Origin of the sequence: Flavobacterium urocaniciphilum (genome assembly GCF_900110615.1) — a bacterium.
In the GTDB taxonomy this organism is placed as follows: domain Bacteria; phylum Bacteroidota; class Bacteroidia; order Flavobacteriales; family Flavobacteriaceae; genus Flavobacterium; species Flavobacterium urocaniciphilum.
Window position 1 is genome coordinate 722,905 of record NZ_FOEI01000001.1, and the last position, 14,086, is coordinate 736,990.

The 14,086-nt window shown below is 29.8% G+C and carries 14 protein-coding genes; 4 read left to right on the forward strand and 10 right to left on the reverse strand.

Annotated elements, in window-relative coordinates; all coding sequences use genetic code 11:
* Positions 1 to 40: 40 nt before the first annotated feature.
* The 5 genes from BMY86_RS03435 to BMY86_RS03455 form a co-directional block, all read right to left on the reverse strand.
* The gene (locus BMY86_RS03435; protein WP_091465606.1) at positions 41 to 1,474 is read right to left on the reverse strand and encodes a TolC family protein; all 1,434 of its coding nucleotides are present in this window, start codon (positions 1,472 to 1,474) and stop codon (positions 41 to 43) included.
* Positions 1,461 to 4,661: an efflux RND transporter permease subunit gene (locus BMY86_RS03440; protein ID WP_091465190.1), complete on the reverse strand. Its 3,201-nt coding sequence runs from the start codon at positions 4,659 to 4,661 to the stop codon at positions 1,461 to 1,463. Before BMY86_RS03440 ends, BMY86_RS03435 begins: the two co-directional genes overlap by 14 nt.
* A 25-nt stretch (positions 4,662 to 4,686) precedes the next feature.
* Positions 4,687 to 5,772, reverse strand: a complete 1,086-nt coding sequence (locus BMY86_RS03445; RefSeq protein ID WP_091465192.1) for an efflux RND transporter periplasmic adaptor subunit — start codon at positions 5,770 to 5,772, stop codon at positions 4,687 to 4,689.
* Positions 5,773 to 5,857: 85 nt separating this feature from the next.
* Positions 5,858 to 6,253, reverse strand: a complete 396-nt coding sequence (locus tag BMY86_RS03450; RefSeq protein ID WP_091465195.1) for a hypothetical protein — start codon at positions 6,251 to 6,253, stop codon at positions 5,858 to 5,860.
* An 81-nt stretch (positions 6,254 to 6,334) separates the two neighbouring features.
* A complete protein-coding gene (locus BMY86_RS03455; RefSeq protein WP_091465609.1) occupies positions 6,335 to 6,931 on the reverse strand; it encodes an NUDIX hydrolase in 597 nt (198 codons plus the stop codon).
* A gap of 7 nt (positions 6,932 to 6,938) precedes the next feature.
* Between BMY86_RS03455 and pyrE the strand changes: the two genes are divergently transcribed.
* Positions 6,939 to 7,580, forward strand: a complete 642-nt coding sequence (gene pyrE / locus BMY86_RS03460) for an orotate phosphoribosyltransferase (RefSeq protein WP_091465197.1) — start codon at positions 6,939 to 6,941, stop codon at positions 7,578 to 7,580.
* Positions 7,581 to 7,677: 97 nt separating this feature from the next.
* Here the strand turns inward: pyrE and BMY86_RS03465 are convergent, their stop codons facing one another.
* Genes BMY86_RS03465 through BMY86_RS03475 form a run of 3 tightly spaced genes read right to left on the reverse strand, consistent with a single transcriptional unit; the run spans position 7,678 to position 11,067 of the window.
* Positions 7,678 to 8,505 carry a CvfB family protein gene (locus BMY86_RS03465; RefSeq protein WP_091465199.1) on the reverse strand — a complete coding sequence of 276 codons (828 nt, stop codon included), beginning with the start codon at positions 8,503 to 8,505 and terminating at the stop codon, positions 7,678 to 7,680.
* Position 8,506: 1 nt separating this feature from the next.
* The gene (locus tag BMY86_RS03470) at positions 8,507 to 10,744 is read right to left on the reverse strand and encodes a cation:proton antiporter (protein ID WP_091465202.1); all 2,238 of its coding nucleotides are present in this window, start codon (positions 10,742 to 10,744) and stop codon (positions 8,507 to 8,509) included.
* Positions 10,745 to 10,758: 14 nt separating this feature from the next.
* Complete coding sequence (locus BMY86_RS03475) at positions 10,759 to 11,067, reverse strand: rhodanese-like domain-containing protein (RefSeq protein ID WP_091465204.1); 309 nt, start codon at positions 11,065 to 11,067, stop codon at positions 10,759 to 10,761.
* 254 nt (positions 11,068 to 11,321) lie between these two features.
* On the opposite strand from BMY86_RS03475, the gene BMY86_RS03480 reads away from it, so the two are divergent.
* The 3 genes from BMY86_RS03480 to BMY86_RS03490 are packed head-to-tail and all read left to right on the forward strand — an operon-like array spanning position 11,322 to position 12,996.
* A complete protein-coding gene (locus BMY86_RS03480) occupies positions 11,322 to 11,774 on the forward strand; it encodes a MarR family winged helix-turn-helix transcriptional regulator (protein ID WP_091465206.1) in 453 nt (150 codons plus the stop codon).
* A gap of 2 nt (positions 11,775 to 11,776) precedes the next feature.
* The gene (locus BMY86_RS03485) at positions 11,777 to 12,409 is read left to right on the forward strand and encodes an NAD(P)H-dependent oxidoreductase (protein ID WP_091465209.1); all 633 of its coding nucleotides are present in this window, start codon (positions 11,777 to 11,779) and stop codon (positions 12,407 to 12,409) included.
* A 23-nt stretch (positions 12,410 to 12,432) separates the two neighbouring features.
* Positions 12,433 to 12,996 carry a YceI family protein gene (locus tag BMY86_RS03490; protein ID WP_091465211.1) on the forward strand — a complete coding sequence of 188 codons (564 nt, stop codon included), beginning with the start codon at positions 12,433 to 12,435 and terminating at the stop codon, positions 12,994 to 12,996.
* A gap of 62 nt (positions 12,997 to 13,058) precedes the next feature.
* On the opposite strand, the gene BMY86_RS03495 is transcribed toward BMY86_RS03490, so the two are convergent.
* Positions 13,059 to 13,361, reverse strand: coding sequence for a hypothetical protein (locus BMY86_RS03495; protein WP_091465214.1), 303 nt, complete (start codon positions 13,359 to 13,361; stop codon positions 13,059 to 13,061).
* A gap of 51 nt (positions 13,362 to 13,412) precedes the next feature.
* Entirely contained in the window at positions 13,413 to 14,063 is a 651-nt protein-coding gene (msrA, locus tag BMY86_RS03500) for a peptide-methionine (S)-S-oxide reductase MsrA (protein WP_091465217.1), read from the reverse strand.
* Between the last annotated feature and the right edge of the window lie 23 nt (positions 14,064 to 14,086).

Genomic DNA, 14,086 nt, shown 5'->3' on the forward strand with positions numbered 1-14,086 from the left:
TCAGATGACTTTTTTTAATAATAACTCAAAATAATTCTAATTAATTCCAACCTCCACCAAGTGCTTTGTAAAGATTAATTACATTAAGCATTTGGTTTTTTCTAGTTTCAATTAAATCTCTTCTTGCTTCTAATGCATCGCGTTGTGTTAATAAAACTTCCATATAATCTGCTCTTGCAGAAAGGAATAATTGATTAGCAATTTCAATCGATTCATTTAAAGCTGTAACTTGATCATTCTTTAATTTAAAAGAATTTTGCAAGTTGTCTATTTTTGATAATTGATTTACAACTTCTGTATAAGCTTTTAAAACCGTTTGTTCGTATTCGTAAACCAATTGAATTTGTTTTGCTGAAGCCGTTTTATATTCTGCTTTTATTGCATTTCTATTTACTAAAGGCATAATAGCTTCTCCAACCATATTATATAATAATGATTCTGGTGTACTTAATAAATATTTAGGATTGAAAGCTTCATATCCAATTCCGGCTTTTAAACCAAATTGAGGATAGAAATTAGCTTTAGCTACTTTAATATTTAATTTTGCAGCTTCTAATTCTAATTGCGCTTGTTTTATATCTGGTCTGTTTTCTAATAATTCAGATGGTAATCCCATACTCATTAATTTAGGTTGAGTATTAATGAAATTATCTGAATTTCGAACAATCTTTTGTGGAGTTCTACCAACTAAAAAGTTAATTTTATTCTCTGTTTCAACAATTTCTTGTTTAAGATTAAAAATTTCACTTTGATTTTTCTGAACTTCCGCTTCAAAACGTTTAACAGCTAACTGAGTTGTTCTTGCAGATTCTTTCAATAATTGAACAATTTTCAATGCGTTTTTTTGCACTTCTATATTTTGTTCCATCGTTTTTAATTCTGCTTCTAAAGCAATCAATTCGTAATAAGAATTTGCCACTTCAGCTACTAAATTAGTCACCAAGTAATTTTTACCTTCTTGAGTTGCCATGTATTCCATTACAGCAACTTTTTTAGCATTACGGAGTTTTTTCCAAACGTCTAATTCCCAAGAACTGTATAATCCAAATTTGTAGTTTGTTAAAGGTTCTGGAAATTTTTCATCTTCACGAATGTTTAGATTTTTCTCCACAGCTCCATTACGGGTAAACTCTCCTACTTTATCTAAATCAGCACCAGCACCAAATCCAACGCTAGGAAGGTATTCCCCTTTCCTAGCTTGAATTTCATTTTGAGCCATATTTACTTTTTGCATTAATATGTTCAATTCTTTATTATTTACTAATGCCGAATCTATTAATACTTGTAAATTTTTATCTTCAAAAAAATCTTTCCATTTTACCTTACCAGCACTATTTTTATCAGCGGTTGAACCTTTATAGTTTTCAGGTAAAGTCAGTTTACTTTCTTGAACTGTTACTTTAGGAATTCCGCAAGAATTCAACATTAAAATCAATCCAAAAGCAATTAGAATATTTATTTTACTTTGTTTCATCTTCATCATTTTCATTTTTATTATCATAATAATTGAAATCTTCTGATAATGGGTTAAATTCTTGATCTTTAATTAATTTTCTTCCGTTAGCTAACGAACCAAAAATGTAATATAATCCAGGAACTATAATAACTCCGAATACCGTTCCGAACAACATTCCGCCTAGTGCTGCAGAACCAAGCGTTTTATTACCAATGGCTCCAGCTCCTGTTGCTAACATTAAAGGAATTAACCCCGCAATAAAGGCAAAAGATGTCATTAAAATTGGACGGAAACGTACTTTTGCACCTTCAATGGCTGCTTCTAAAATAGATAACCCTTCTTGGTTTTTCTGGACGGCAAATTCTACTATTAATACGGCATTTTTACCTAAAAGTCCAACTAGCATAATTAATCCAATTTGTGCATAAATATCGTTTTGTAATCCCATCATTTTTAATAATAAGAACGATCCGAAAACTCCAACTGGTAAAGAAAACACTACCGATAAAGGAATGATAAAACTTTCGTATTGAGCGGCTAATACTAAATAAACGAATGCTAATACAATTAAGAAAATATAAACTGATTCATTTCCTCTATTAGCTTCATCGTATGATAATCCTTCCCAAGCGATGTCGTATCCTTTAGGCAACGTTTGTTTAGCAACTTCTTGAACTGCTTCAATAGCTTCAGCAGTAGTATAGCCTTTTGCTGGTAATCCTTGAATCGCAGCAGAATTATACATGTTGAAACGTGTAATTTCATTTGGTCCTTGCGTTTTTACTAATTTCATAAAAGCCGAATACGGAACCATTTCATCTCTATCGTTTTTAATGTATAAGTTTAAAATGTCAGATGGTAATCTTCTAAATTTAGGATCAGACTGAACATATACTTTAAAGAAACGTTCGAATTTAATAAATCCTTGTTCGTATGTACTACCAATCAAAATATCTAGATTTTCCATGGCTTTACCAATAGAAACTCCTTTTTGCATGGCCAATTCGTTATCAATTTCCAATTCGTATTGAGGATAATTAGCAGCGAAGAATGTGAATAAACCAGAAAGTTCTTTACGTTTTTCTAGATTCTCCATGAATTGCTTGTTGATTTTATCGAAATCTTTATAATCAACTGTTGTACTCTTATCTAATAAACGCATTGAAAATCCACCAGAAGAACCAAAACCAGGAATTGCAGGTGGTTCGAAATATTCGATTTTAGCACCTAAATTTTTCGATTTTTCTTCTAATTCTTCCATGATTTCGGTAACATTATGTTCTCTATCCGACCATGGTTTTAAGTTGATCAAACAAGTTCCCGCGTTAGAACCACGACCTTCCGTCATAATTTCATAACCCGCTAAAGACGAAACCGATTCTACTCCTTCTACATGTTCACAAACTTTTTGAAGTCTTTGAGAAACCTCATTTGTGGTTTCTAATGTTGAACCAGGAGGTGTTTGAATAATAGCATAAATAGTTCCTTGATCTTCACTTGGAATAAATCCAGATGGTAAAATCTTATTTACAAAAAACGTTGCAATACAGAATCCAATTAAAACAAAAAATGTTAACCATCTTCTACTAACAATAGATTTAAGTAAATCGATATATCTTCCTGTCAATTTGTCGAATACACGATTAAAACTATCTAAAAACTTAGTTAATATATTTTGTTTATGTTCATGATTTGCATGATGGTTTTTTAACATCATCGCACATAAAACAGGGGTTAAAGTTAAAGCGATAATTGCCGAAATTACAATTGAACTCGCCATTGTAATAGAGAACTGACGGTAGAACGTTCCAACCGGACCAGACATAAATGAAATAGGAATAAATACCGAAACCATTACCGCAGTAATTGCAATAATTGCTCCTCCAATTTCACCTAATACTAATTTAACAGCTTTGTAAGGAGTAATATCGGGGAATTCGTCAAACTTGGCGTGGACGGCCTCTACAACAACGATGGCATCGTCGACAACAATTCCAATAGCTAATACGAGGGCAAAAAGGGTAACTAAATTGATTGATATTCCGAAAAACTGAATAACAAAAAATGCTCCAATTAAGGAAACAGGAACCGCTAAAATTGGAATTAACGTAGAGCGCCAATCGCCAAGAAAGATGAATACTACTAAAGCTACTAATAAAAAGGCGTCACGTAGGGTATGCACAACCTGTTCTATCGATGCATCTAAGAATTTAGAAACGTCGTAGCTTATTTTATAATCTAAACCAGGAGGAAAAGTTGTTTTCATTTCCTCTAATTTTGCTTTTACTTTTGCAATTACTTCATTGGCATTACTACCATAATTTTGTTTTAATACGATTGAAGCAGAAGGATGACCATCTAAATTAGAATAAATATCAAAGAATTCACTTCCTAATTCGGCCTTACCAATATCTTTTAAGCGAAGAATCTCACCATTTGCATTTGCACGAATAATTACATTTTCATATTGCTCTGGCTCACTATATCTTCCTTTGTAGGTTAATACATATTCTAAAGATTGTGCTTTAATACCAGAACTTTGTCCGATACGACCAGGACGCCCAACAATACTTTGTTCTTGTAACGCTTCCATTACTTCGTTAGTAGAAACATTATAGGCTCTCATACGTTCCGGATTTAACCAAACACGCATTGCATACGTTCTACTTCCTAAAATTTGAGATCTAGCAACACCTTTAATACGGTTAATTTCTGGTAACATTTTTACATTGGCATAATTGTACAAGAATTTTTCATCCATACTTTTATCCTTTGCATACAAGTTAACATACATCAACATACTTGGCTGAATTGGCGTAATTACAACTCCTTCACGTTGAACTAATTCTGGTAAAAGAGGCATAACTTGGTCGACCCTAGTTTTTACTCTAATTACAGCCTGATTCGGATCCGTTCCAGGTTCAAAAATAATTCTTAGAGTTGCTTCACCCGCACTGGTAGCATCGGTAGCCATATAACGCATACCTTCTACTCCATTGATTGAGTTTTCTAAAGTAATAAGTGTCGATTTTACTAATACATCCGCACTTGATCCAGGATAAGCGATGAATATATTAACTGTAGTTGGTGCAATATCCGGAAACTGCGACGTAGGCAATTTGAATATTGAAAGTATACCCATGAAAACAATAACAATCGAAATTACTATCGCAAAAACGGGTCTATGTATAAATTTACTAAACATGTTTTTTTATATTTAAGTTATTCGATTACTCTGCGTAAAGATCTAAGTGAGAAATAACGTATTCTGGTTTTTCTAATTTGAAATGAACTTTTTCATTTTCTTTTACTAAACGAATTCCTTCTAACAGAATTTTATCCGTTTCTTGTAAACCAGATTTAACAATGAATAGATGTTGTAATTCAGCTGCAATTACAATTTCTCTAGATTTAACTTCATTGTTCTTATCGATAACATAAACATATTTTTTATCTAATACTTCAAACGTTGCTTTTTGTGGAATTAGCATCGCGTTTTTATAAGGTAAAGTAATGTGAATATTTCCTGTTTCTCCATGGCGTAAAAGGGCTTTCGGATTTGGGAAAGTTGCTCTGAAAGAAATATTTCCGGTTTCGTTATTGAAATCAGCTTCAATAGTTTCAACCACACCAGGATATTCAAAATATTTATTATTTGCCATTAAAAGATTCACGTTTGTATGAATCCCTTTATTTTGATTTTCTTTAAAATCTAAATATTCTGCTTCAGGAACATTGTAGTATACCCACATTTTACTATTATCAGAAAGATTAGTTAATAAATCACCTTCATCAACTAAACTTCCTAATTTTACTTGGAAACGGTCGATATAACCATCAAATGGCGCTCTGATTTCAGTAAATTTTAAATGTACATTTGCTAACGATAATTCGGCATTTGCTTTATCTAATTTAGCTTTTGCCATTAATAATTCATTAGGAGCAACTACATTACTTTCAGCAAGTTTTTTTGTATTTAAATATTCAATTCTTGCAAAACTAGCCTCTGCTTTTGCTCTTTGCATTTCTGCTTGATACAGATTAGGCATAATTTGAAACAAAATTTGACCTTTTCTTACAAATTGTCCCTCATCTACAAATATTTTTTGCAAATAACCTTTTTCTAAAGCTCTTACTTCAATATGGCGAAACGACTGAATTTGAGATACATAATCTCTTGTTACAGTTGTATCTTTAACAATTGGATTGGTTGCTAAAAATGTAGCGTTTTCGTGTTTTTCATGTTCTTTGTGACCACAACTAGTTAATACAATTGCACTAGTTAAACTTAACAGCATAAAAATTCTTTTAGCCATAATATTTTTATTTAATAATTAATTTTGGAATACGTTTGAGTGATAGGAAATTATCCTATTTAAATTCTAAAAATTAAGTATTAAATCACAGTCGATAAACGCAAAAAAGTACGTTAAAGGAATGAATAGAAGATAAATAATTATCGAAAAAGCAATCTTTCAACCCGTTTTTAACAGAATGTAATTGATTAATAGATAAATTATTTTCTAAAAATTTTGAAAAGAATGAATCGTCTAACGAAGATTCAGAATCGGTTTCATCAACTTCTGTTTCACAAACATTAAAGTTTTCATATTCAACTTCATAAGCTAAAGATGATTGTGATAATTGATGTTTTCTTTCGGAATTGAATTCAGCATGTTGAACATGGTATGGAGAAAATATTTTACCCGTATTCTGAATTGATTTAGTGTAAATACCTAAACAACTAACTATAGAAATTAAAAGTAAAAAGATGTATTTAAAACTTATTTTCTTCATTTAATATTCGCTTTTATGCAAATTCTGGAACAAATGTAAATTATTTATTTTGATTTATTTGTAAATGACTTGTTAATGGAGTTAAACTTTCTCAGTTTCAAACAACAATTTAATGTTTTCGTAAGAATTACCTAATGCTGCTTCTACTTCTGAAGGTTTTAACCAAACAGCTTTTTCAATTCCTTCATCTTCTTGTGGAGCTGTATCTCCAGTGAAGTCGGTTTGCATTTTATACCAATAGGTAATTTTTAATTTATATCTACCATTTCTTTTAAAAATATGGTAGGTTTTAGGAAGTTTATCGGTTATTTTTAAGCCTGTTACGCCTGTTTCTTCTTCTACTTCACGAACAGCTGTATCTTCAATAGCTTCGTTTTTTTCAATTCCACCTTTTGGCAAATCCCATTTTCCATTTCGATAAATAAATAAGATTTCACCTTTTGTATTATATACCAATCCGCCTCCAGCTTTCGCAACGGGAATTTTAGATTTCAAAGTCTTCATGATTAACTTTTCATCTGGGTGATAAAGGTATGCGCTTTCAATTTTGTTTAAAAACAATTCTGAAATGACTTTCCTTATATTTACCGTTTCCAATAAATAAATCCTAAAATTTGTTTCCTTTTCGAACTTATTTGTTAGAAAAAGTGGTTTCTCGTTGACAAAAACTTTATACATTTGCAGTATGATATTTAATAACAACACAGCACAACAAACAGCCGAATTGCTTTTACAAATTAATGCAATTAAATTGAATTCTAAAAATCATTTTACATGGGCTTCAGGCTGGAAAAGTCCAATTTATTGTGATAACCGCATAATCCTTTCATTCCCAGCGGTTAGAAACTATGTAAGAGATGAATTTGTTAAACAGATTGAAGAAAAATTTGGTAGACCAGATGTTATTGCCGGAGTAGCAACAGGAGCCATTGGTATCGGAATTTTAGTTGCCGAAGCGATGGGATTACCTTTTGTTTATGTTCGTCCAGAAGCAAAAAAACACGGAAGACAAAATCAGGTTGAAGGATTTTTACAAAAAGGGCAACGAGTAGTTGTAGTAGAAGATTTAATTTCAACAGGTGGAAGTAGTTTATTAGCCGTTGAAGCTTTACGTAATGAAGGCGCTGAAGTAAAAGGAATGGCAGCTATTTTTACATATGGTTTTCCTATTTCTAAAGAAAAAATTGAAGCAGCAAATATTGAAGTTTACACATTAAGTAATTATGAAAACTTAATTGCAAAAGCTGTTGAAAAACAATATGTTTCTGAAGAAGAATTAGAGACTTTACAATCTTGGAATAGCAATCCGAGTGAGTGGGGAAAATAATATCTTGATTTACGATATACGAATTTAGATTTACGAATAAAAAATAATTAAAATAAAAAAAAACGTCTCGATTGTTCGGGACGTTTTTGTTTATGATTTATACCAATTGAATTCCTTCGTTATTGATATCAATTAGTTTTTGTTTGTATAAACTTCCAATGGCTTTTTTGAATGTTTTTTTACTCATTTTTAAAACCGATTTAATTTCTTCGGGATGACTGTTATCATTCAATTTTAAAGAACCGTCATTTTGTTTTAAAGCATCTAATATTTGTTGTGCCGAATCGTCAATTGCTTCAAAACCTAATTTACGGAAAGACACATCAATTTTTCCATCAGGACGAATGGTTTTAATATAACCTTTCGTTTTATAACCTGGAGAAATAGTGTCAAACACTTCATTTTTATAAGCTAAACCTTTAAATTTTCCATTAATAATTACATTAATTCCAATATCGGTAATATGAGTAACCATTAAATCAACTTCCTGATTCGGTTCAACATCTAGTGGTTCAATATCTAAAAACTGGTTAATTTTACTTGAAGCCACTAACCTATTTGTTTTGCTGTCTTTATATAAATGAACAACATAGCGTTTGTCTTTTTCCATTGGACGTGCTTGTTCTTTAAAAGGAACAAACAAATCTTTTTCCAATCCCCAATCTAAAAAAGCACCAAATTTATTAATGTAATTAACTTTCAATACTCCAAAATTATTTACAGTAATATAAGGTTTTAAAGTTGTAGCAACTGGTCTTTCTTCATGATCTAAATAAACAAAAACAGTAATATCATCACCAATTTTAAAATCAGCAGGAACATATTTATTTGGAAGTAATACTTCGTCTTTTTCATTTACAAGAAACAATCCTACTTTAGTTTCTCTGTCAATTTTTAAGGTATGATAAACGCCTATTTCTAGCATATTATGGTTTTATAATTAAAAGTGATGGTGTATTGTTTAACCAAACACTTCTTGTATCGATAAGTTTTTTCCAACTATCCATACTCATGATTAATAAATCTTGTTCTTTTAAGAAATCTTTCTCTAGTTTAGACGAATGAATCACTTTTACATTTTCATGTGTGATTTTATTTCCTTCGTTCATTACTTCATAGGTATCAAAAATAGATATCTTAGCTTGAGAGTTTTTCTTTAATAATTTTACATAATTCAACAAAAACTGATCTTCTTTATTGAATAAAATGACCGAAATGTTTTCGGTTTTAGTTAAATCTTTATCAACATAAATCCCTAAAGGAACTTCTGTTTTATTGATAATGGCTTGTGTTTTATCGTCAAAATAATTCGACTCAAACAAGTTTTCTTTACCTGTAAATGTATTTAATAAATTTTCAGGATTAATAATTTTTGAAGTAATTCCTAATACTTTTCCTAAAAGCGTTCCTTCAAATATAGATGAACCAATATTGATTAATACCAAATTGAATTCTCCTTTATTACTTACATCAACAATATCAGAATCAATATCTCGAGAAGCTTTAAAAAGCGTTTCCACTTTACGATTTAACTTATTCGCTTCCTTTAAAATAGGTTTAAAACTTTCATTTTCGTATTCTTCAATTTTATACGGATTAATTTCATTAGTTGAAGAAATATACATAGCTGTAATAGACTGTTTATCATCTTCATTACTAATAAAATTATTAGCAACTTTAATTAATGGCTTACCTTCATCTGGATTTTCAAATGAAACTAAAACTTTATAATTTAAATTATCATGACTCGGAATATCGAATGATTTACGTTTTTTGAAAATTAAATCAATCAAATTTAAAGCTGGACCTGTCATAAAAGTTGTAGCCAAAGCCATAATTACCATCATGGCAAATATCTGAGGCGATAAAACTCCTAATTCTAAACCAATATTTAAAACTATAAGTTCCATCAAACCACGTGTGTTCATTAAGGCACCTAAAGTTAAACTATCACGCCAATTTTGCCCCACAAATTTAGCCGTTAAGGTACTACTTAAAAATTTTGCCCCAACTGCTACTAAAACAATAATACCTGTAGTTTTCCAAAGATATTCATTGTTTAATAAACCAATTTTAGTATTTAACCCCGTAACTACAAAAAACAATGGCAATAATATAACTAAAGAAACATCTTCAACTTTTTCGATAAAAATATTTCTAAATTTCATGTTTTCTGGCATAATTACTCCAGCTACAAATGCACCAACTAAAGCATGAATACCAATAATTTCAGTCAAATAAGATGAAATTAAAAGTGTTAAAAAGAATATAGCAACTACTGGTTTAGTAATTTTTTCTGCACTATTGTATAGTTCACCTATATGTTTTAAAAAAGGTCGAACTAAAAACAACATAATTGCAATATAGGCAATTGCCATAGCTATTATATACAATGAACTAGCTACAGTTCCTGCTTTTACAATTGCAATTACTCCTGCTAATAAACACCAAGCAGTTATATCGTCAATTGCAGCACAAGTAATAACCAATGCGCCAATTTTTGTTTTTTGTAATCCTCTTTCTTGAACAATTCGAGCTAAAACAGGGAATGCGGCTATACTCATAGCTACTCCCATAAATAATCCAAAAGAAAGAAAATGTACATTTTTAGGAGCAAACTCAGTATATAAAAATGTTGCTAGTCCTAATCCTAATGCATAAGATACAATAATACTAGTATGACTGATAATAAAAGCTTCTCTTACTTTTGTTCGAAGCACTTTTAAATCTAATTCCATACCAACAACAAACATAAATAATATTAAACCAATTTGGCTTAAAAATTTAAGGTTTACTATTGATTCTTTCGGGAATAAAATTGGAAATACATCAGGAAAATACGCACCAAATAATGATGGTCCTAAAGCAATTCCTGCCAACATCTCTCCTATTACTGTTGGTTGACCTATTTTTCTACAAACCCATCCAAAAAAACGAGCAACAAATATAATTGTAACTATTTGAGCTAATAAAATTGCTAAAGGATGAAAAATATTATGTAAGATAGAATCTATAAATTCTTTTAAATAGTGATGTTTAACAACTACTTCTTTTGTTACTTTTCCAACTTCAAGAGTTTTACCTCTTAAAATAATTCCATAAATAATAGATGAAAAAACAACTATTATAAAAATATAAAAAAAAGAGTTTTTAAACTTCTTCATGTATTTACAAGATATTAATTCTCAACAGGTCCTTCCCATTGAGATATTCCTCCAACTAGGTTGTACACTTTTTCAAAACCTAATTGTTTCATGATACCGCAAGCCTGAGCACTTCTTCCGCCAGCTAAACAATATACAAAGTATGTTTTGTTTTTATCAAGTTCTTCTATTTGATATATAAAACCTTGACCTTTATAAATATCAATATTAATAGCTTCAGGAATAATTCCGTTAGCAACTTCCTCTTCTGTTCTAACATCTAAAATAACAGCATCTTCAGTTGTTAAAAATCCTTCCCACCAATCTTTTTGTTCTAAATTCATATTCAATTCTTTAATTTATAGTTAGAATTACAAAATAGTTTTTAATTTATCTTATATATCAAACCATTTTATATTCTCAAAATTTCATCAAATTTACAACAAGAATTCAGATATAAAAATTTATTTTTCATACACCTTATTGAAAGTAAAATCATTAAAATCCCCTATTTAAAAAAATTAACAAAAAATTAATAACATTTGTATATACAAATAAAAATATTGTTATACATTTGTACCTACAAATAAGGACTATTATGAAAATAGAAGACGAAATAAAAAGTACCGTTGAATTATCATTAGCAAAAAAAGTATTATTGAATTTATCATTTACAAGAAATGTAGTTAGTGATAAATTTTTAGAAATATTAAAACCTTTTGATTTATCTGGCGAACAATATAATGTGCTTCGAATTTTAAGAGGTCAGAAAGGAAAACCCGCTAACATGAGCATTATCCAAGAAAGAATGATCTCTAAAAATAGTAATACAACTCGTTTGGTAGATAAATTATTATTGAAAGAATTAGTAATCAGAAATATTTGTCCGACTAACAAAAGAAAAATGGAAATAACCATTACTGAAAAAGGCCTAGAAGTATTGGAAAAACTTGATCCTATTGTTATAGAACATGAAAATATTCTTGCTAATAATTTAACTACAGAAGAATTAGAACAATTGAATTATTTATTAGAGAAATATAGAAATTAATTATGAGTAAATTTATAGAAAATCAGAATTGGCGTTATGCAACTAAAAAATTTAACGCTGATAAAAAAATATCTGAAACTGATTTAGATATATTAAAAGAAGCTATTCGTTTAGCAACTTCTTCTTACGGATTACAACCTTATAAAGTTTTTTTCATTGAAAACCCATCAGTAAGAGAACAATTACAACCAGCGTCTTGGGGACAATCTCAAATTGTAGATGCTTCACATTTGATAGTTTTTGCAAACTTTACAAAAGTTGATGAAACTCATATTGATGAGTACATTCAAAATATTGCTGAAACAAGAAGTATTCCAGCTGAAAACCTACAAGGTTATGGAGATTTCATGAAATCTAAAATCATTGCCTTACCTACTGATGTACAATCAATTTGGACAGCAAAACAAACGTATTTAGCATTAGGTAACTTAATTAATGCTGCAGCTGAATTAAAAATTGATGTGACTCCAATGGAAGGTTTTGAACCACAAAAATATAATGAAATATTAGGTTTAACTGAAAAAGGATTAAACGCATCATTAGTAGCTACAATCGGTTACAGACATGAAGAAGATGCTACGCAACACTTACCAAAAGTAAGAAAATCAATTAACGACTTATTTGAAACAATTTAATTTAATAACTAAATATTTATAACATGAGAAATTTAAAATCAATTGCATTAGCTTTAGTAGCTTTAGCATCATTCACTGTTAACGCTCAAACTAAGAAAATTGACGTTGCAAAAAGTGGAATCGTTTGGACAGGTAAAAAAGTAACTGGTTCACATACTGGAACAATTAAATTAGAAAGCGGAAACTTAGTTTTCAAGAAAAAATTAGTTAAAGGTGGAACTTTTGTAGTTGATATGACAACTATCAATACAACAGATTTATCTGGAAAAGGTAAAGAAAGTTTAGATGGACATTTAAAAGCTGACGATTTCTTCGGAGTTGATAAATTTAAAACAGCTACTTTAACATTTACAAACATCAGTACAAAAAATAAAAACAACTATACAATTACTGCAGATTTAACAATCAAAGGAATTACAAAACCAGTTACTTTTGATTTAGTAGTTAATGGAAATACAGCTACAGCTACAGTAAAAGTTGACAGAACTAAATATGGAATTAAATATGGTTCAGGTTCGTTTTTCTCTGATTTAGGAGACAAAACTATCAGTGACGAATTTGAATTAGAAGTAAAATTAGCTTGGTAATTGCAAACAACTTAATTTCACAAAAAAACCGCTCAATGAGCGGTTTTTTTATATCTTTTTTTTTATTGTTCTTTTTTAATCACATACGTATAAAACCAAGTAATTGTAAAGGTTGGAATTACATCAATAAAAGGAAACAACTCTTCTATTGTTCCGAATAATCCGGCTACTTTACCAACAGTTCCTTTATACATAATAATAAGTAACAAACCAGAAATTGGAGCCCAAGCAATATCAATAATTTCTCCAAAAATTGGTGCTGCAAAGGATAACATTCCTATCGCGTCAAAAATTAAGCTTAAAATTAATTTCAGTTTTTTATCACTTTTTACTACAACTGGTTGTTGTTGCACTTCTTCTGTCATGTTGATTATATTAATTGTTTTCTGAAAACTAATTTACAAATTAAATGCCAATTATTTCAACATACTTTTATAATACTTTCTAAGCTTATCTAATTTTGGTGCGATTATATACTGACAATAGCCTTGTTCTTTATTTTGGTTGTAATAATTTTGATGATAATCTTCTGCAGAATAAAATACTCCAGCTTCTTCAACTTGTGTAACAATTGGACTAGAATACAATTTTTCTTGTTCAATAAGTTTTATGTATTTTTCCGCTTTTTCTTTTTGTTCGGGAGAATGATAAAAAATGGCACTTCTATATTGTGTACCAATATCATTTCCTTGTTTGTTTAAAGTTGTTGGATCATGCGTTGCAAAAAAGATTTCTAATAAATCTTCATAAGCTACTTCTTTCGGATTAAATGTTATTTGAATTCCTTCAGCATGCCCTGTTGTTCCATTGCAAACTTCTCTATATGCAGGATTTTTGATAAATCCACCTGTATAACCTGAAACTACTTTTTCAACTCCTTTAACTTCTAAAAATACGGCTTCAGTACACCAAAAACAACCACCAGCAAATGTGGCAATTTGAACAGAATCATTCATAACAACTTTTTTATTTAAATCTTTATTTTCATTTTTACTTTCTACAACTTGTGTTTTGTTGCCACACGAAATCAAACTTAAAAATGAGATCAATATTCCTAAATTTTTCATCATCTTTTTTATCAAAATTAGTT

Bases quoted from the DNA above. Each gene is read 5' to 3' on its own strand.
- BMY86_RS03485 (WP_091465209.1), top strand. From the start codon at position 11,777: ATGAGTAAATTTATAGAAAATCAGAATTGGCGTTATGCAACTAAAAAA.
- BMY86_RS03495 (WP_091465214.1), bottom strand. From the start codon at position 13,361: ATGACAGAAGAAGTGCAACAACAACCAGTTGTAGTAAAAAGTGATAAA.
- BMY86_RS03455 (WP_091465609.1), bottom strand. From the start codon at position 6,931: ATGTATAAAGTTTTTGTCAACGAGAAACCACTTTTTCTAACAAATAAG.
- BMY86_RS03450 (WP_091465195.1), bottom strand. From the start codon at position 6,253: ATGAAGAAAATAAGTTTTAAATACATCTTTTTACTTTTAATTTCTATA.
- BMY86_RS03475 (WP_091465204.1), bottom strand. From the start codon at position 11,067: ATGAATTTAGAACAAAAAGATTGGTGGGAAGGATTTTTAACAACTGAA.
- pyrE (WP_091465197.1), top strand. From the start codon at position 6,939: ATGATATTTAATAACAACACAGCACAACAAACAGCCGAATTGCTTTTA.
- BMY86_RS03435 (WP_091465606.1), bottom strand. From the start codon at position 1,474: ATGAAACAAAGTAAAATAAATATTCTAATTGCTTTTGGATTGATTTTA.
- BMY86_RS03445 (WP_091465192.1), bottom strand. From the start codon at position 5,772: ATGGCTAAAAGAATTTTTATGCTGTTAAGTTTAACTAGTGCAATTGTA.
- BMY86_RS03440 (WP_091465190.1), bottom strand. From the start codon at position 4,661: ATGTTTAGTAAATTTATACATAGACCCGTTTTTGCGATAGTAATTTCG.
- BMY86_RS03490 (WP_091465211.1), top strand. From the start codon at position 12,433: ATGAGAAATTTAAAATCAATTGCATTAGCTTTAGTAGCTTTAGCATCA.
- BMY86_RS03470 (WP_091465202.1), bottom strand. From the start codon at position 10,744: ATGAAGAAGTTTAAAAACTCTTTTTTTTATATTTTTATAATAGTTGTT.
- BMY86_RS03480 (WP_091465206.1), top strand. From the start codon at position 11,322: ATGAAAATAGAAGACGAAATAAAAAGTACCGTTGAATTATCATTAGCA.
- msrA (WP_091465217.1), bottom strand. From the start codon at position 14,063: ATGAAAAATTTAGGAATATTGATCTCATTTTTAAGTTTGATTTCGTGT.
- BMY86_RS03465 (WP_091465199.1), bottom strand. From the start codon at position 8,505: ATGCTAGAAATAGGCGTTTATCATACCTTAAAAATTGACAGAGAAACT.